Annotated in this window: 14 protein-coding genes; 4 read left to right on the forward strand and 10 right to left on the reverse strand. The window is 69.3% G+C overall.

Features of this window, described 5'->3' with window-relative positions:
• From CRP50_RS17140 to CRP50_RS17155, 4 genes are all read left to right on the forward strand, one after another.
• On the forward strand, nucleotides 1-591 hold a 591-nt coding region (locus CRP50_RS17140; RefSeq protein WP_245913512.1), incomplete at its 5' end, for a glycosyl hydrolase family 8.
• Nucleotides 592-677: 86 nt separating this feature from the next.
• Entirely contained in the window at nucleotides 678-1,883 is a 1,206-nt protein-coding gene (locus CRP50_RS17145) for an HlyD family secretion protein (protein ID WP_097280412.1), read from the forward strand.
• On the forward strand, nucleotides 1,883-3,853 hold the full coding sequence (locus tag CRP50_RS17150) for a glycosyltransferase (RefSeq protein WP_097280413.1): 1,971 nt from the start codon (nucleotides 1,883-1,885) through the stop codon (nucleotides 3,851-3,853). Before CRP50_RS17145 ends, CRP50_RS17150 begins: the two co-directional genes overlap by 1 nt.
• A gap of 29 nt (nucleotides 3,854-3,882) precedes the next feature.
• Complete coding sequence (locus CRP50_RS17155; protein ID WP_097280414.1) at nucleotides 3,883-4,986, forward strand: cache domain-containing protein; 1,104 nt, start codon at nucleotides 3,883-3,885, stop codon at nucleotides 4,984-4,986.
• Nucleotides 4,987-5,284: 298 nt separating this feature from the next.
• On the opposite strand, the gene CRP50_RS17160 is transcribed toward CRP50_RS17155, so the two are convergent.
• From CRP50_RS17160 to CRP50_RS17205, 10 genes are read right to left on the reverse strand one after another with little or no spacing between them, the layout of a single operon-like run.
• On the reverse strand, nucleotides 5,285-5,905 hold the full coding sequence (locus tag CRP50_RS17160; protein WP_097280415.1) for a Bro-N domain-containing protein: 621 nt from the start codon (nucleotides 5,903-5,905) through the stop codon (nucleotides 5,285-5,287).
• Nucleotides 5,906-5,940: 35 nt separating this feature from the next.
• Nucleotides 5,941-8,877 carry a TraI/MobA(P) family conjugative relaxase gene (traI, locus tag CRP50_RS25820; protein WP_097280416.1) on the reverse strand — a complete coding sequence of 979 codons (2,937 nt, stop codon included), beginning with the start codon at nucleotides 8,875-8,877 and terminating at the stop codon, nucleotides 5,941-5,943.
• Nucleotides 8,874-9,236 carry a plasmid mobilization protein gene (locus CRP50_RS17170; RefSeq protein ID WP_097280417.1) on the reverse strand — a complete coding sequence of 121 codons (363 nt, stop codon included), beginning with the start codon at nucleotides 9,234-9,236 and terminating at the stop codon, nucleotides 8,874-8,876. Before CRP50_RS17170 ends, traI begins: the two co-directional genes overlap by 4 nt.
• Nucleotides 9,237-9,246: 10 nt before the next feature.
• A complete protein-coding gene (locus CRP50_RS17175) occupies nucleotides 9,247-9,780 on the reverse strand; it encodes a hypothetical protein (RefSeq protein WP_217992071.1) in 534 nt (177 codons plus the stop codon).
• Nucleotides 9,781-9,808: 28 nt separating this feature from the next.
• Nucleotides 9,809-10,066, reverse strand: a complete 258-nt coding sequence (locus CRP50_RS17180; protein WP_097280418.1) for a hypothetical protein — start codon at nucleotides 10,064-10,066, stop codon at nucleotides 9,809-9,811.
• On the reverse strand, nucleotides 10,048-10,587 hold the full coding sequence (locus CRP50_RS17185) for a hypothetical protein (RefSeq protein WP_097280419.1): 540 nt from the start codon (nucleotides 10,585-10,587) through the stop codon (nucleotides 10,048-10,050). The genes CRP50_RS17180 and CRP50_RS17185 overlap by 19 nt, the downstream gene beginning before the upstream one ends.
• A gap of 53 nt (nucleotides 10,588-10,640) precedes the next feature.
• Nucleotides 10,641-13,550: a zincin-like metallopeptidase domain-containing protein gene (locus CRP50_RS17190; protein WP_097280420.1), complete on the reverse strand. Its 2,910-nt coding sequence runs from the start codon at nucleotides 13,548-13,550 to the stop codon at nucleotides 10,641-10,643.
• Nucleotides 13,543-13,761 (reverse strand): hypothetical protein, encoded by a 219-nt coding sequence (locus CRP50_RS17195; RefSeq protein WP_097280421.1) that lies wholly within the window; start codon nucleotides 13,759-13,761, stop codon nucleotides 13,543-13,545. The genes CRP50_RS17190 and CRP50_RS17195 overlap by 8 nt, the downstream gene beginning before the upstream one ends.
• The gene (locus tag CRP50_RS17200; protein ID WP_097280422.1) at nucleotides 13,751-15,574 is read right to left on the reverse strand and encodes a type IV secretory system conjugative DNA transfer family protein; all 1,824 of its coding nucleotides are present in this window, start codon (nucleotides 15,572-15,574) and stop codon (nucleotides 13,751-13,753) included. Before CRP50_RS17200 ends, CRP50_RS17195 begins: the two co-directional genes overlap by 11 nt.
• On the reverse strand, nucleotides 15,568-16,545 hold the full coding sequence (locus tag CRP50_RS17205; protein ID WP_097280423.1) for an ATPase, T2SS/T4P/T4SS family: 978 nt from the start codon (nucleotides 16,543-16,545) through the stop codon (nucleotides 15,568-15,570). The genes CRP50_RS17200 and CRP50_RS17205 overlap by 7 nt, the downstream gene beginning before the upstream one ends.
• Nucleotides 16,546-16,547: the final 2 nt, after the last annotated feature.

Below are 16,547 nucleotides of genomic sequence, written 5' to 3' on the forward strand. Positions count from 1 at the left end.
AGTGCCATTGCCCGCCTCCTTATCGTCGAGGAGCCTTTCGGCCTGGTGCTGCGGCCCGGGCTCTCCGGCTTTCAGTTTCCTGATCGGCGGATCGCAAACCTGTCGTACTGGGTTTGGCCGGCGCTCGACGCGCTGGCGAGCCTCACCCAGGACGGAATTTGGTCGCGCTTGGGTGGGAGCGGCCTCGATCTGCTCCGCAACGCGCGGTTCGGTCCAGACTTGCCGCCGGACTGGCTCGACCTCACGCGGGGACTGTCCATCGCAACGGATTATTCATCCCGCTTCGGCTACGATGCCATCCGGATCCCGCTCTACCTCGTGTGGGGTGGGCGAGAAACAGACGTCCTCCTCGCTCCCTTCGTGCGTCACTGGAGCCGTGACCCGATACCCGCTTGGACCGATCTGATCGGCGGTGGGGAAGGCGGGGCACCGGCTCCGACGGGGATGGCGGCAGTGGCCGAACTCGTTCGAGCCCGGTTTGAAGGGCGGCCGGCGCAGTTCCCGTGTCTGACGGAACGCGACGGGTACTATTCGGGAACTCTTCTTCTGCTGGCGCGACTGGCCGAAAAGGAGGCGACGGATCCGGCGTGACGGCATGCAGGCGCACTGTTGCACTCCGGTCCCTAAGGGGTAACCATTAAGCCCTACTGGTCCACTACGGTATGTGAGTGCCCTTCATGCGGATCGTCAAACTGGTGGTAGCCGGCTCCATCGTGGTGTTGGGCTCCTTCGTCATCATCGGGGAGCAACTTTCCGGAGCCAGTACGGACGCAGTCATCAACGCCCGCCTCACGACCGTGACCGCGCCGGTGGCCGGGCAGCTGACGCTCGCCGACCGGCCACTTGGCGCGCTGGTACGCCGCGGCGAGCAGCTCGGCTCGATACAGGATCCCCTGGTCGACACCATACGGCTCGACGACCTGAGCCTAGAACGCAGCCTCGCCCAGAGCGAGCGGACGCGTCTAAGCGAGCAGATCTCGGCGATCAACCAGTCGGTGGACGGGCTGACGAAGCGGTCGGACCGCTATCGGAACGAGCGCATCCGCCAGTTGGAAGCGGAGGTGGCCGCCGCGGGAGCCAGGGCCGAAGCGGCCAAGGCTCGCCTGGAAGAGGCGCGCGGCACGCTGCGGCGGGCGGAGGACCTGTCGGGGCGTGGCTACCAGACCGCAGCCGCCCTCGAAAGCGCCCGTGCGGATGCCCGTGTGGCAGAGAGAACACTGGAGCAGGCGCAGAACGAACTCAGCGTCTCCAACATCCAGCTGGAAGCCGCGCGCAACGGCACTTTCCTAGGTGACAGCTACAACGACGCGCCCTACTCGGAGCAGCGTGTCGAAGAGTTGTTCCTGCGGCGGCAGGAACTCGAGGCGCAACTCGCGGAGGTGACGGAGCGGATCGCCGCCCTCACGGATCGCATCGCCGCAGAACAGCGCCGAGTTGCCCGTTTTTCCGGTTCGGAGATAGCGGCCAACGTCAATGGGCGGCTGTGGCAGATTCCGGCCGGCGACGGCGAGAGAGTGCAGCGTGGCGAGCCCGTAATGCGGCTGGTGAACTGCGAGTCCGTGATCGTCACGCTCAGCGTCACCGAAAGTGTCTACAACGATCTTCGCATCGGAGATCCAGCCACGTTCCGCTTACGAGGGTCTGACGTGGCCTTCGAGGGCACCATTTCCCGTCTCGCCGGGTCCGGCGCCGCGACGATCTACGAGAACCTGGCGGTCAAGCCAGGGCAGAAGCAGTTGGAGCGCTATGACGTGACGCTGCTGTTGCCAGCCTTGCGAGACGATCAGGAACTGGGATGCGCCATCGGCCGCACCGGGCGTGCCTTCTTCACTGCCCGGCCGCTGGACCGCCTGCGGGCCTGGATCGGTGGTGACGGTGCGTGATGCTGGCTCTCACGGAGACGCAATCAGCCCTCGTGCATCTTGTGGTCGCCGCGGCGATGGTGGTCGTCTTTACCACGATCCTGCGTCCGGAACGGAATGCCCACCGAGTTGTCATGTTCGGGCTGGCGAGCTTTTTTGCACTTCGCTACATCGCGTGGCGGGCGACCGAGACGCTCGCGCCGTTCGGCGCGACATGGGATTGCGTCGCGAGTTGGAGCTTCTTCCTGTTCGAGTGCGGCGCCCTTCTGTCGTCGCTTAGCGCCTTTCTCATCCTGTCTCGGACCAAGTCGCGCAGCGCGGAAGCCGATGCCCATGCGCAATGGTGGTCGCCCCGCCGGGCGCCAAAAGTGGCAGTGCTGATTGCGACATATAACGAGGATCGCTCGATCCTGGAGCGCACGCTGGCAGGGGCCAGTGCGCTCGATTACCCCGACGTGGACGTCTACGTTCTCGACGATGGGCGTCGCGAATGGCTGTCGGAGTTCGCGGCCGCTTACGGCGCGCGACACGTAATGCGCCCCGATAATACCCACGCCAAAGCCGGAAACATCAACCACGCTCTCCGGATGCTCCTCGCGCAGGATGAACCGCCGGACTTCGTGGCGGTCCTGGACGCCGACTTCGTGCCGCACAGCGACTTTCTGACGCGAACGTTGGCGCTCTTTCACGAGCAGGACGTCGGACTCGTGCAGACGCCCCAGCATTTCTTCAATCCGGATCCGGTCCAGTACAACCTGGGCCTTCAGCGCTCTTATCCCGACGAGCAGCGCTTCTTCTTCGATCATCTCCAGCCATCGCGGGATGCCTGGGGTATCGCCGTCTGCTGCGGTACGTCGTCGGTGATCCGCACGTCGGCGCTCGCGGACGTGGGGCTCTTTCCGACGGACAGCGTGACGGAAGATTTTCTCCTCACCCTGGTTCTGAAGAACGCGGGCTACCGAACCGTCTACCTCGCCGAGCCCGTGACCGAGGGCCTGGCGCCCGAGGGGTTGAAGGAGTACGTCACCCAGCGTGCTCGGTGGTGCCTGGGGCAAATGCAAATTCTCCGCGGGCGGCTCGGTCCCTTCCGCCCCAACGCGCTGTCGTTGGCGGACCGCTGGAGCATGGTGGACGCGATGCTCTATTGGACCTTGAGCTTCCCTTTCCGCGTGGCAGCTCTCGTTTATCCGATTTTGTATTGGTACTTCAACATCATCGTCGTGAATGCCGACGTTCCTGATGTCCTCACCTACTTCGGCGTCTACTTCGTCTTTGTCCTAGGCACGATGAACTTCATTTCCGGCGGTCTCATCGTTCCGCTGGTCCACGACGTTAGCCAGCTTCTGGGGGCCTTTCCCATAATGCGAGCGGCAGCCATCGGCCTCGTCCGGCCGCATGGCCACCCCTTCAAGGTGACGGCGAAGGGCGGTGACCGAACCCGCACGGTTGTTCAGTGGACGTTGATGCGGCCGTTCATGGTGCTGTTCTCTCTGACCGCCGGCGGCCTTCTCATCGGCCTGTTCTCGCCCAGCTTCGCTTTTGCTGACGCAGGCGACGGAAAGGCGGTGATTCTGTTTTGGACGCTGGTCAACCTGCTCGTGCTGGCCCTCGTCATGATGGCGTGCGTCGAACTGCCGCGCAGCGAGCGCCATCTCGTCGACTTGCCTGACCGGGTCGGTGTCGAGATCGGGGGTGAGCAGCACGTCGTGTGGATGCGCGGCCTGACACCAGACGGAGCCCGCTTGCGCGGGATCGTGGGGCGCGTCGGCGAGCCACTACGGGTGTCGATCGAACGCATCGGCGTGGTACCGGGTGTCGTCGCCGCCGTCGACGAAGGCGGCATTCGCGCCTCCCTGCAGCCGGATCAGGCTCAACGGACGGCGATCCTGCGCCATCTCTACGGCACTGGATCGGCGCCTGGTGTCGTGAAGTCGAGTTCGACGAGCGTCTTCAAAGATTTCGTCATTCGCCTGCGATCCGGGCGCCCCTAACGGTCCTTCAGACGACGAGAGGAACAAGGATGGAGCCCCTATCTGTTCGCGCGCCGGCCCTCGCGTCCTCGATCATCCGCTATTCGTTGATGAGTGTCGCGCTGGTCATGGTCATCCTCGGCGTCGGCGCCTACCGGCACTTGGGTACGGTGAACCACGACACGCTCGCCACAGCGACGCAGGCGCGAGGGCAGGGGCTGGCACTGGTGCTGATGCGCGCGCTTCACCAGACATGGACGGATCTTCAAGCCATCGGCAGTGACTATTCGACCCTGCCGCCCGACGAACTGGCGACGCGCCTCACGGCTCTGACGGAGGGAGAACGCTGGGTCGCGTGGGCAGGCTATGCCGGCCTGGACGGACGGGTCCGAGCGGCGTCCGGTGGGCTGCTGGATGGCGCCGACGTGGCGGGAAGGCCTTGGTTCCGGCAGGGCCTGGAGGGACCCTTTGCCGGAAATCCGCACGAAGCGAAGCTCCTGGCGCCCCTCCTGCCGGCCAATGCCGACGGCAGCCCGGTGCGCTTGCTGGACCTCGCCGTTCCCGTGACCAACGACCGTCGGCAAGTGGTGGGCGTGGTTGGCGCCCATGTCGGATTGGCGGAGGTGGCGGAGTTCGTTCGCGAGACGGCCGCGGCTCTGGACATCGACGCCTTCATGATCACCGGAGACGGAGCCGTGGTCATCGCGTCGTCCGGTCCCGCTGAGGCTACCATCGATACCGCGAGTATTCGTGCCGCCATGGCAGGCGCGCGCCGGCCGTTCGTCGAGACCTGGCCCGACGGCGCGGCCTACATGACATATGTCCTGCCCAAGCTGACCTACAAGGACCTACCGCCCTTCGATTGGTCGTTGGTCGTTCGCATCCCGGTCAGCGCGCTGGCGTCGCGGAGCGAAACGATGCTGCAGGTCATGGGTATTGCCGCGCTGGTGGCGTCCCTTGTCGCTGCAGGCCTGGCGCTGTGGTACGCACGGTCGGTTGGAGGACCTCTTCAGAGCTTGGCGGAAAGTGCCGTGGCGATCTCGCGCGGCGAGGACGTCTATCCGGCCGAGTCCCGGCGCACGCGGGAAGCCGCCATTCTCTCCGGCGCTCTGGCTTCGCTGCAGCGTCAGCTTCGCCGTCGTGCGGCGGAGTGAGCCTGCCCTTGCGATGAGCTCCTTTTAGGATCACTTCGGCGCGAGTCAGGATGGTCGCGTTCCGCTCATCGCTATCGTGTGCTCTGACACTGCCTCCGATCACGTCCGTTCGGTCGATACATCCAGATCCAGATAAGGTTATCCTCGGATCCGCATGAGGCCACCGGGGGCGTTCCTCGCGCGTAAGCGACTCCCTGCCCATGCCGCATTTGCAAGCGCTAGGGCTGCAACAAAGGCCTGCCATTTGCGATCCGCCCGCGATGCGGGAGCCTTCTGGAGGCGCTCGGCGAGGGGCTGGTCACGACGATGCGGAGGATTCTCCCAGCTTGCGCCGCTGCCACGCCACCCATTCCGGGGCATAGGAGCCCAGCACGTCTTCCATGGTATGGGCGATGTCCTCGTCCGACAGGCCGGTCGTCAGCATCGCCTGGGCCATCTTCACGAAGAGGTCCCGGCCGGCCACCTTGGACAGCTTCCGCTCCAGCGCGGCAATGTGGTCCTGCTTGGCGATCAGGTCCTGAAGCAGGCGCTCGTAGCGCTGGAACGGGATGCGCACGTCGAAGGCCTGGTCCGACGGCGCCGGCTGGCCGGCCGGCTCGTAGCGGCCGGTCTTGCGGATCGCCGGCAGGACCTCGCCCACCACCCAATCCTCGAACCGCTCGGCCGCCGGCAGCTTGGAGCGCATGATCAGGCGGTACAGGTCGCGCTCTGGAATCACGTTGGTTTGAGGGTCCAGGGTGGGCGAAACGCCCACCCCCACCGGACGATAACACTTGCAGTGCGCCTTGATCGCCTTGGCCGTGTCGGCGTAGCCCAGCACATCGGCGACATCTTTGGCGATGAACCAGGGTTCACCGTCGATGCTCAGGCAGCGCACACCGGCGCCCTCGAAGTCGAAGGACACGATCTCAGTGGTCATGGCGAGGATCTCCGTATGCGGGTGGTGAAAGTGGATCAGTCGAGGCCGGCGCCCTTCGCTCGGCCGTTCTGAAGGCCGCGCGGCTCCAGCCCAGCGGCCGTCACGGCGACCTGGACCTGTCGGCGGTGGTCGGAGTTATCGGCGCGGGCCGGCAACGCCAGCGTTACGGCCTTCACGGCTGCCGGAAGCGGCGCCGACGCTGCCGCCGCGACCAGCACCCGCCGCTCCGGGAAGCGCTTTCGCAGGGCGTCCACGGTGGCGGACAGATCACCGGCGGCCTGCACCACCGGCGCCTTGGTCTCGCGGTGGAGGGCGAGCGCTGTCGGCAGGCTGTCGGCCACCACCAGCGGGCCACCGTCCTTGCCACCGAGCCAGCCGCCGAGGACGTGAATCAGGGACTTCGCGGCGTCGGCCGGAAGGTCGTCCAGGCGCCATCGCTCGCGGCCTTCGGCGTCGACGACCAGCAGGCCGGCGTGGCGGAGGTCGGCGTCGCGCAGCGGCAGGAGGATGTCGCCGGCGTCGTCGATGCGGGCGGCGGCGATAATGCGGCCGGCGGCTAGCCAGGGGTAGGTGGCGATGTCGTCGCGGGTGGCCGGGCGGGCGGCATCCCAGCGCAGGAACACCTGGTCGTCCAGCGACGAGGCGAACAGGCGGCGGAGGTCCTTCGCGTGTTCCGGTCGGGTGCGGTTCGCCAGGTCCTCGGCGACCACCGTTAAGCCCAGCTCGGCGGCCGGCTCGGCTGCCGCTGCGGCGTGTGCCGGCGGCAGGGCGAGGACGATGCGGGCCTCGGGGTGCTTGTCCTTCAGCGCCTTGGCGATGGCGGGCCAGTCGGCCGCGTCGGCGGCCGTCACCACCGGCGCCGCCGTGGCGCGGTGGAGGGCGGCGGCTTCGGCGTAGCCGGTGGTGATCACCACCGGCCCGCTGCCGAGGCGGTTGCGCGGGTCGATCACATGCACCAGCGGCTTCGGTGCGTCGGCGCCCACGATGCGCCGGCCGGCGCCGGCCTGGTCGATGAGCAGCACGTCCTCGATGCGGCCGGCGAGGGTGCGCAGCGGCACGGCGATGCTGCCGTCCGTCGTTGAGCGGACGCCGAAGCCGGGCACGCCCCTGTCCTTCAGCCAAAGGCTGGTCTTGGGTGTCGCCCAGTCGGTGGTGGCGTCCCAGGCGGCGATGGCGAGGTCGCCCAGCTCGGCGGCGAAGAGGGAGCGCAGGACGTGGCCGGGCCGCTTCTCGGGTAGCAGGATGCGCGGGCAGGACACCGGCACCGTCACCTTGGGCGAGGTGGCAGCCAGGATGGGGCGGATGCCGCCGTGCTGCCGGTCGAGGGCGGCGATCACCGCCGGCAAGTCGGCCTCGCTCGGCGCCACCACGACCGGCGCGCGGGTGGCGCGGCGGATCGCCACGGCCGCCTCGTAATCGGTGGTGACGACGATGGCGGCGCCGGGGCCGATCTGCCGGCGCGGGTCGATCACGTGCATGGTCGCACCACCGACGGCGCCGATGTCCAGCTGTTGGCCGGCGCCGTCGAGCAGGCGCAGGCCCTGGAGCAGGCCGCTCGCCTCCCGGAAGGGGATCACCAGGTTCCCGGCCTCGTCGATGCGGGTGTCGGCGCTGACCCTTGTCCTTTCCTTCAGCCATGGCGAGGCGGGCGCGTCCTGCCAACGGCCGGCGGCGCGCCAGCGGGCGAGGATGCTGGAGATCTCAGGCGACACCGGCTTCGGCGGGGCCGGTTCGGCCTCGCCGAGGAGAACGGCCAGAGCCTCCTGGTGCGCCATGAGGACGACGAAGGCGAAGGGGTCGTCGTACGCCTCCATCATGAGGAAGGCCTTCCAGTTGCGGGCGACCTTGCCCACGAGCGTCGGGCGCTTGCGTCCGCGCTGGGCCAGGTAGGCGCGCCACAGTGGCGCGATTCCGGGCCGGCGCAGCAGCGGGCGCGGCGTGTAGCGGGCCACCGGCCGGGGCGTCGGGAGGGGCGGCAGGTTCAGGCCGTCCCGCGGCGGCTCCGGCGCGCCGGCAACGTGGGTGATGCTGACCGGGGGCGCCGGCGGTAGGGTGGGCTGGGCCGTGTCAGGCGCTGGCGGCGCATCCGGCGCGCCATCGTTGGCCGGTGCGGCAGGTGGCGGTTCGTCATTCGCCGGCCGGTCGCCCCCAGTACTCTGATCCGCGAACCGCGCCGCCTGAAACCGCCCGAACCGCCGCTCCAGGGCGGTCTTGCCGCAGGACCGGTGCAAGGCGCTCGCCTTCATGGTCTGGCGCCCGGTCGGGTCGGTCAGCACCAGGCCGGCGCCGTGCGGTTTCAGGCGGATGTTGTAGCGGGCGAGGACGCTGTGCACGTCCTGCCAGTCGGTCGCCGTCTTCAGCTCGTCCAGGATCTCGTCGCGGTGTTCCAGCACGTGGCGCTGGAAGCTCTGCTGCCAAGTGTTGGCTTCGAAGTCCCGCGCACCGGGCGACAGCGTGGCCTCGGGCTTGGGGTCGGACATGCCGCGGTCGATGGCGAGGCCGTACTTCTTCTCCAGCGCCCGTGACGCCTTCTCCAGGGCCTTGAAGTCCTTGAACGGCGCGTGGAGCTTCAGCGTCTGCGGGTGGACCCGGTTGAAGGCGATGTGGAGGTGGAAGTTGTCGGTGTTGATGTGGCTGCCGGCGACGTACTGATGCTCGGCGAAGCCCAGGGCGTCCGCGAAGGTGGCGGCGATGTCCTTGAGTGCTGTGCCGTCCAGCCGCTCCCTGTCGTCGGGCCGCACGCTGACCACCAGGTGATAGGTCTTGTCGCCGGCCGGGGCGCTGAGGTGGCGCACCGCCTCGATCTCGGCGAGGGCGGCGTCGAGGTCGGCCAGCTCGGTGCCGGCATCGCAGTTGGCGATCCAGAAGCGGTCGAGCTTCTCGCCCTCCTCGCGGGCGGCCGCGATGTACTCCGCGAGGTGGGTGAAGTCGTCGGCGACCTCGGGCCGGCGGGCGATCTTCTTGGCGATCATGCCTGGCGGCGAGGCTGGAGGGTGCGGCGCAGGTCGACCACCAGGGCCTTCAGCTCGGCCTGGGTGGCGGCGATGTCGGCGGCGAGCGTCGTCACCTTGGCGGGGATCTCGGCCTCGGGCGCCTGGTCGAGCACCAGCTTCAGCAGGTTGCCGAGGCGGGCGAGGTCGGCGTTGGCGGCCATGAGGTCGCGGATGTGCTCCCAGCCGGCGGCGCGGGCGGGATCGGGCAGGTGCTGGCCGAGGATGAGGCGGCGCAGGATCGCGGAGCGGGAGAGGCGGGTCTGGGCGGCCAGGGCGTCGAGGCGGGCGCGCTCGTCGTCGCTGAGGTAGGTCTTGACCTGGTGGAGGGTGGAGGGCATCGGCCGCGCCTCACATACCGGCGGCCTGGGCCCTGTTCCGCTGGCGCTCCGGCGGCGGCAGCCCGAGGGCCTCGCGCTGGAGGGCGGTGTAGACCTTCTCGGCCGCCCGGATGTTGGCCTTGCGCTGGTCGAGGAGCTGCTTTTCCTCGGGATCGAGGCGGGAGCGGTCCTGGTTCAGCAGGCGGGTGGCGTGGGACTTGAAGAACTGGCGGGCCTCGTCATGGGGGACGCCGGCGGCGTTGCCCTTGGGCAGGCGGTTCTTCGGCAGGCTGTAGGTCTCGTCGATGGCTTTGTAGGCGGCCGGGTCCCGCACCAGCTGGACGTGCCGCTCGGCGGAGCCGAGTTCGGCGAGGGCGGCGGCCAGACTGTCGGCCATGCCCTTGCTGTTGGCGTGTCGGTCGAGGTCGTTCTGGAGGAAAGTACGCTCGGCGGTGAGGATCAAATCTAGGTCGCCGCTCTTGCCGACCACCTTCACCTGCTCAAGAAGGTCTCCACGGGTCTCCTGGAGCCGCACGGCCGGAGGGGTTCGGCCACGCTCCATCATGAAACCACCTTCCTGGAGTTGGAGGCGTTTAATGATCTCGATCAAGCCAGTCTTTTCCATAGACCTTCTCCGCCGTTTCCGTTCTCAATCCCTTGGCGCGAACCCAGTCCGCACCATTCAGCTTCTTCGCCGACATCAGCGAGTGCGCCGGCAGTTCTGCCAGCGCCAGCCATTGCCACGCGGCTTCCTCGTCGCCTGCTTTTCCGGCCGCAAGAGATTCCGCCAGGATGGCGCAGTTCTCGCTCATACCGGCCTTGTCGGCGTCGCTCAGGTAGCTCTTCGGCATGGTGGGTCTCCCATGGTGTGGTGTCCTTCGGAGGGGAGTTTAGCCGCCGGGGAGGCGGGCGTCAGGGGGTGAATTGTTGAAGCTCCGGCCTGAAGCACACGCCGCTCGACCAGCCGCAACAGGGTGCTTTTTCCTGCCGGTGGCGGCGGGGTGGTGGTGAGGTCGAGGGTGCCGAGGCCGGAGAGGCCGAAGGTCTGGCCGCCGGCGTCGGGGCGGAAGGTTGTGACGATGTCGTGCTCGATCAGCAGCGCTTGCGCTGGCAGGGTCCAGGTGATCAGCACCGACAGCTCCATCAGCGGCGCCGCCGGCAGGCGCACCTGAAGGCGACCGTCGTCGTCGGGACCATGGGCGACCAGCTGGTCGCCGTCGCGGCGCACCGTCAGAGGTGGCATGGGGATCTCGGTCAGGCCGATGCGGCCGGCGCCGAGGACGGCGACGTGGCAGCAGGTCGCCCCGGTGTCGGAGGCCCAGACCGGCAGGCGCAGGCGGGGGCGCAGGGGGAACGAGGGGCAGAGCGTCATGCGGGCATCCCAGGCAGGCCCGGCCGGGACCGCAGGCCCGGCCGGACGATGAGTCACATCGCCATGCCGGCGGCGCGGGCGCGGGGCTTGTGGCGGCGCAGTTCCTGGCGCGGCGGCTCCTTTTCCTGCTCTTCGGCCTGCTCCTGCCCAACCGCTGGCTTTAGCGGCGGACGCGACAGCGCCGCATCGAGCACCTGCAGGATGGTGGCATGGGCGGCCTCCGCGCCGCGCTCGGCGACCAGGTCGTTGAAGTCGGTGCGGCCCTTGGCCTTCTCGGCCTCGGAGAGCGGCGGGCGGATCAGGCGGGCGCCCACCAGCTCGGCGGCGGCGGTCGCGCGCTCGATGCCGGTGTTGGGCTTGTTCCGGGCTTCCAGGTGGTGGTCGTCGTCGGCCGCGATGATGAGGTCGGCCGCGGGATACTTGGCGCGCAGGGCCTCGGCGACCGCCTTCAGGTTGCCGGCATCGAAGGCGACCACCGTCGGCCGCCCCGTCGCGGTGTGCAGGGTGGCGGCCGTGGCGTAGCCCTCGGCGATGATCGTCGGCCCGACGCCGAGCCTGCCGTCGGGGTCGATGGGGTGATAGAGCCCCACCTTCTCGGCGCCGGCGACGTAGCGCTTCTCGCCGTCGGCGGCGATGGATTGGACGTTGCGCACGGCGCCGCCGGCATTGACCATGGGGACAAGCAGCGTGTCGTCCTTGAGGTGCAGCCGCGACATCGGGACGATGCCCTTGCGCTGCAGGTAGGGATGCGGCGTGCCGGCCTCGAAGGGCTTGCCGGCCCGCAGCAGGCCCCGCGCCACCTGGGCGCCGCGGTCGGCGGCGGCGGCGCGTTCGGCTTCGCGCAGGACGGCGCGGGCGGCGGCCTGGGCCTGTATCTGGGCCCGCTCGGTGGGATCGACGGTGGCGCCGGTGGCGACCCACTTCACCGCCTCCTTGCCCGTCTTGTAGTTCATGATCTGGCCGTTGGGGACGCCGTCGAGGAAGCCGCGGTAGCTGCCGCTCTGCACGCCTTTGCGGTCGCCGTCGACGGCGGCGCGGTGCCAGCGGCCGTCCATCACCGGCGCGCCGTCCACCACCAGGCCCTGGGCCTGCAGGGCATCGGCGAACTCCTTCACCGGGTCGACGGCGGGAGCCGTGGTGACGGCCGGCTCCTTGGCCTGCCAGCGCGCGACGGCGGCGGGATCGGCGTCGGTGCCGACGTACCACGCCTTGCGATGGCGGTCCCAGCGGGCGCCGGCGGCCTTGGCAGCGTGGCGCTCGGGGTAGGGCACGGCGAGGTAGACGCGCTCGGTCTTGTCGGGCGCTTTCTCAGCCGTGGGTGCCGGTGCCGGCGCCGGAGCCGGAGCTTCCGCTCCCTTCTCCCACTTGGCGAAGGCGGCCGGATCGGTGCCCTCGGGCACGTACCAGGATTTCGCGGCCTTGTCCCAGCGGGCGCCGGCTGCCTTGGCGGCGTGACGCTCAGGATACGGCACATCGAGATAGTGACGTTCGGCTGCCTCGGGGACCGGTGCCGGCGCAGCGGACAGCCACGCGGCCAGGCCGGATCGGTCGGCCTCCAGCGTCACCGTCCCATCGGGTGCGTGCTCGAAGGTGACGGCGGCGCCGGCTTCCCGCGCCTGCACCAGAGCGGCGATGGAAGCCCCATCGAAGCGCAGGGCGGCCAGATCGTGCAGGACCAGCCCGCTCTCGGCCTGTTGGAGAGCATGGCGGGCGCCGATGTCGACGACAGGGCCGGTGTGGTGGCCGGGACCGGCCAGGGTAACGGCCTGGCCCTCAGGCACCGGAAGCCGCTCCAGCGCCGGCATCTTCTGATCCCGGCCGGCGGCGGTGAGAACCGCGGTGAGGTCGGCGGGCGAGGCGCCGGTCTCCAGCGCCCAATGGACGGCCGCGGCGGGACCGCCCAGCGTCGTGGTGACGCCGTCGCGGGTGACTTGCGCCATGCCGTTGCGCACATCGACCGTGGCGCCGGCGAGTGAGGGCAGCGGTGCGCCGTCCATGGCCGGCTCGGAGGCCTGGCTCGGGGCGATTACGGGTTCGAAGGTGGGCTTGGCGGCGGCTTCGTTCTCCATGGCGGCTCCTCTCTCCAGGGCCTGGCGCCGCTCGGGCTCCAGCACCCAGGAGCGGATGGTTTCGGCGTCGCGGGCGGCGCGGAACAGCAGGTTGCGGTCGTCCTGCAGCACCTTCAGCCAGCTCTCGACGTAGCCGGCGTGGCGCTCGGGGTAGTGGCCGAGGCCGCTTTCGGTGGTCAGCAGGAAGCTCGCCATTTCGGCGCGCAGCTCCTCGACGGCGTAGTCGCGCGACCCGAAGGGGCCGAAGGTGCGGGCGAGCCGGCTCGGGTGGCCGGTGGCGTGGCCCAGCTCGTGCAGCGCCGTGGCGTAGTACTCGTAGGCCTCGGCGAAGGCCGCCTTGGCCGGCAGGTGGATGCGGTCGGTGGACGGGCGATAGAAGGCGCGGTCGCTCTGGTCGTGGGTGATGGAGACCCCGCCGGCGGCGAGGATCTCTTCGGCGCGCGCCACAGGCTCGAAGGCCGGTTCCGGCGTCACCAGCGGCGCCAGGCCGTCGATCTGTTCGGCGTTGAAGACGCGGGCGAAGAAGACGCGCGGCCGGTCGAGGCGCACGGTCTGCAGCTTCGGCTTGCCGTCGTCGTCGAGGATCTCGTTGCCGTCGGTGTCGACCTCGGGCACCTGGCGCGTCCACTGCCAGTATTCGACGGTGGTGCCGCGCTCGCCCTTGCGGACCTGGGCGTCGAGCGCCGTCGCCTGGCGGTAGGTGAGCCAGCGCGGATCGCCGCGGCCCTGCATCTCGAGCCACCAGCTGTTGATGCCGCGATAGTCCTTGCCGCTGGCCGGATTGAACGGCCGGGCGCGGATGACGCCGGGCTGCCACGGCTTCTGCCAGGGCGCGGTGCCGGCTTCGATCTGGCGGATCATCTCTTCCGCCACCTGGGCGCGGTAGTCAGCCATGGCCGGCGCCCTCCTCGCCGTCGGCCAGCCAGTCGACGATGCTGTCGAGCGCCTCGGCCTCGCTCAGGGCGTCGTCCTCGAAGGCGCCCATGAAGTCGGCGACGTCGGGATCGACGGCGACGGGGCCGTCGCCGGCGGCGCGGCCGACAGCGTCGGCGGCCGATTTTAGGTAGTCGTCTTGGGTGATCTCGGGCTCGGGATCAGGCTGCATGGGTCTGGTCTCCTGGTGCGGGGGAAGGGGATGCCGGCGGCGACACGGATGCGCCGGCCTTCCGATCGGGCGGCGGCGCCAGGCGCGCCCGCTTGAGCAGGGCGCGGTCCTGGAAGTAGAGGCGCTGGACGCCGCGGATGGCGGGATGGCCGGCGACGAAGGTGAGCACCTCGCCGGGGCGGACGCGGCCGAAGCGGTCCTTGCGGATGCCGCGCAGGCGCATGGCCTCGTCGGCGGTGAGCAGGGGGCGGGCCGTTTCCTGCAGGGAGTCCGACACCGAGCCGATCTCGCCGACGCGCCCCGACCGCGAGCGGCGGTGCTGCACGATGGTCGCCTTGCCGGCGAGGTCGGAGAGCGCCTTGGCGGTCTCGATCTTGTTGGGGGCGAAGGCGATGCGGACGTGGCAGTTGCCGGTGACGGCCTCGTCGCGGCCATAGGCCTCGTTGAGCTGCGCCAGGTCCTGGACGATGAGGAAGGCCTTGATGCCGTAGCCGGCCATGTAGGCGAGCGCCTTCTCGACGATCTCCAGCTTGCCGATGCTGGTGAACTCGTCGAGCAGCAGGAGCAGGCGGTGCTGGTAGCCGGCGACGCTGCGGCCGTCGGCGAAGGCCATGCTCTCGGTCAGGCGCGAGAGGATCAGCGTCATCATGATGCGCAGCAGCGGCCGCACCCGGCCGATGTCGGACGGCGGCACCATGAGGTAGAGGGCGGCCGGCGCCGCGCCGTGCATCAGATCGGCGACGGTGAAGTCCGACGCCGCGGTATTGGCCGCCACCAGCGGATCGGCGAACAGGGCCATGCCGGTGATGGCGGAGGAATGCACGCCGGAGCGTTCCTGCGGCGCCTTCAGCTTCATGCGGTTGGCGCCGCGCTGCACCTCGGCGTCGATGACGGGGTCGCCGTGGGCGAAGCCGATCATGTCGTCGAGAAGGGACGTGAAGCTGCCGCCTTCGTCGCTGTCGTCGTCGTCATCGACCACGCCGGAGAGGAAGGCGTTCACGTCGGCCAGCGTGGCCGTGCGGTTCTCGTCGCGCCGGATGCGATAGAGGACGTGAAGGAGCGCGGTGGACAGCCAAGCCCAGCCCTCCTTCATCCAGTAGTCCTTGAGGCCCTTGCCGTCGCCGTCGACGATCATCAGCGCCACGTTCTGGCAGTCGGCGATGTCGCGGCCGGTGCCGATGCGGATCTCGGCGAGGGGATTGAAGCGGGCGGAGCCGGTGGCGGCCGTGGGATCGAACTTGAGGATCGTGTGGCCCAGGGACGCCCGCCAGCCGGCGGTCAGAGCGTAGTTCTCGCCCTTGATGTCGAGCACCAGGACGGAGTGCCGCCACGACGACAGGAGCGTGGGGAGGATCAGGCTGACGCCCTTGCCCGACCGCGTTGGGGCGAAGCAGAGGACGTGCTCGGGGCCATCGTGCTGCAGGGTGCGGTTGCTGATCCACCGCTTCCAGCCGCCCGCCACGACGCCGGCCTTGGCGAAGAGGCCGGCCTCACGAACCTCGGCGCCGGTGGCCCAGCGGGCGGAGCCGTGCAGCGCATCCGACCCCACGCCGCCGCGCGCGGTGCGGTTTCTCGCATGCACCATGAGGGCAGTGAGCGCCCCCATGCCGACCACGCCGCCGACAGCGGTGAGGTACGCCGCGCGCGTCATCTCCGCTGGCAGGCCGGCGGGGTGGGTGCCGGCATGCCACAGCCAGATCCACCAGCGGGAGTCGCTGGGGTCGAAGCCGACCAGGTTCCGCCACTGCCACAGGATGGCGGCGAGCACGCCGACGAACAGGGCGATCAGCGTCAGGCGCGCCGCGATCAGCATCCACTGACCTCCCGCCCGTCCTTGAACACGTACCGCCCCTCGCGCACTTCCCAGATGTCGGTGATGTGGCGGAAGCCGGTGGGGGTGCGCTTGATCTGCACCACCACGTCCACGAGGTCGGTCAGGTACTCGGGGATGTCGGGCATCACCGCGCCGGCCCAGGCGACGTTCTGGGTGAACTTGCGGTGGATCACCTGCTCGGGGCTCTCGGCGTGGATGGTGCACATGAAGCCGGTGACACCGCTGTTGAGCGCCGCCAGCGCCGCGAAGGCGTTCTGCGTCGAGATCTCGCCGAACAGGATGTGGTCGGGGGTGATGCGCATGAGGTGGTCGTAGAGTTCCCGCCACCCCACCATGCCGGTCGCGGTGTTGGCCTCACGCGCCGCCAGCAAGCCGTTGCCGTCCCAGAACCGGCCGATCTGCAGTTCCGGTGTATCCTCCACCGCCACCACGCGCCGGTCGTCGGGCAGGGTCGCCAGCAGCATGTTCAGGAGCGTCGTCTTGCCGGTGTTGGTGGCGCCCGAGACGATGAGGTTGGCATCGCGCGCCACGGCCGCCGTCAGGTAGTCGCGCACGAAGGGCGTCGCGCCCCACTGTTCCCAGGTGGGGCTGAACGGGTGCTTGCAGCGGATGGCGAGGCTCAACCCGCTCTGCACGCTGGCACCCACGAGGCACTCGAAGCGGTGCCCGCCCGGCAGGACGGTGGAAAGCTTGACGTGCTCCTCGCCGTCGAAGGCCGTGCCGCTGGCGTTGCCCAGCGAGCGGGCGATGCGCTCGATGGCCGCCCGGTTGAGCCGGGCGTCCTCGTGGGCCTGCTTGCCGATGCCGCGCCGCTCGGTGATCACCTGGTGCGGCCGGTTCATGCGGATTTCGACGGTGGCCGCGTCGCTGTAGTAGTGGGCGAGCGGCGCCAGCAGGCGCCGCATCACCTCGCCGCCGGAGCGGCCGGGGAAAGAGTGAACCGCCGTCATGC

Origin of the sequence: Caenispirillum bisanense (assembly GCF_900230255.1) — a bacterium.
Lineage (GTDB): Bacteria > Pseudomonadota > Alphaproteobacteria > Rhodospirillales > Rhodospirillaceae > Caenispirillum > Caenispirillum bisanense_A.

What these genes read in the sequence shown, in the direction of transcription:
- CRP50_RS17145 (WP_097280412.1), top strand. Translation starts at nt 678, where the DNA reads ATGCGGATCGTCAAACTGGTGGTAGCCGGCTCCATCGTGGTGTTGGGC.
- CRP50_RS17150 (WP_097280413.1), top strand. Translation starts at nt 1,883, where the DNA reads ATGCTGGCTCTCACGGAGACGCAATCAGCCCTCGTGCATCTTGTGGTC.
- CRP50_RS17155 (WP_097280414.1), top strand. Translation starts at nt 3,883, where the DNA reads ATGGAGCCCCTATCTGTTCGCGCGCCGGCCCTCGCGTCCTCGATCATC.
- CRP50_RS17160 (WP_097280415.1), bottom strand. Translation starts at nt 5,905, where the DNA reads ATGACCACTGAGATCGTGTCCTTCGACTTCGAGGGCGCCGGTGTGCGC.
- traI (WP_097280416.1), bottom strand. Translation starts at nt 8,877, where the DNA reads ATGATCGCCAAGAAGATCGCCCGCCGGCCCGAGGTCGCCGACGACTTC.
- CRP50_RS17170 (WP_097280417.1), bottom strand. Translation starts at nt 9,236, where the DNA reads ATGCCCTCCACCCTCCACCAGGTCAAGACCTACCTCAGCGACGACGAG.
- CRP50_RS17175 (WP_217992071.1), bottom strand. Translation starts at nt 9,780, where the DNA reads ATGATGGAGCGTGGCCGAACCCCTCCGGCCGTGCGGCTCCAGGAGACC.
- CRP50_RS17180 (WP_097280418.1), bottom strand. Translation starts at nt 10,066, where the DNA reads ATGCCGAAGAGCTACCTGAGCGACGCCGACAAGGCCGGTATGAGCGAG.
- CRP50_RS17185 (WP_097280419.1), bottom strand. Translation starts at nt 10,587, where the DNA reads ATGACGCTCTGCCCCTCGTTCCCCCTGCGCCCCCGCCTGCGCCTGCCG.
- CRP50_RS17190 (WP_097280420.1), bottom strand. Translation starts at nt 13,550, where the DNA reads ATGGCTGACTACCGCGCCCAGGTGGCGGAAGAGATGATCCGCCAGATC.
- CRP50_RS17195 (WP_097280421.1), bottom strand. Translation starts at nt 13,761, where the DNA reads ATGCAGCCTGATCCCGAGCCCGAGATCACCCAAGACGACTACCTAAAA.
- CRP50_RS17200 (WP_097280422.1), bottom strand. Translation starts at nt 15,574, where the DNA reads ATGCTGATCGCGGCGCGCCTGACGCTGATCGCCCTGTTCGTCGGCGTG.
- CRP50_RS17205 (WP_097280423.1), bottom strand. Translation starts at nt 16,545, where the DNA reads ATGACGGCGGTTCACTCTTTCCCCGGCCGCTCCGGCGGCGAGGTGATG.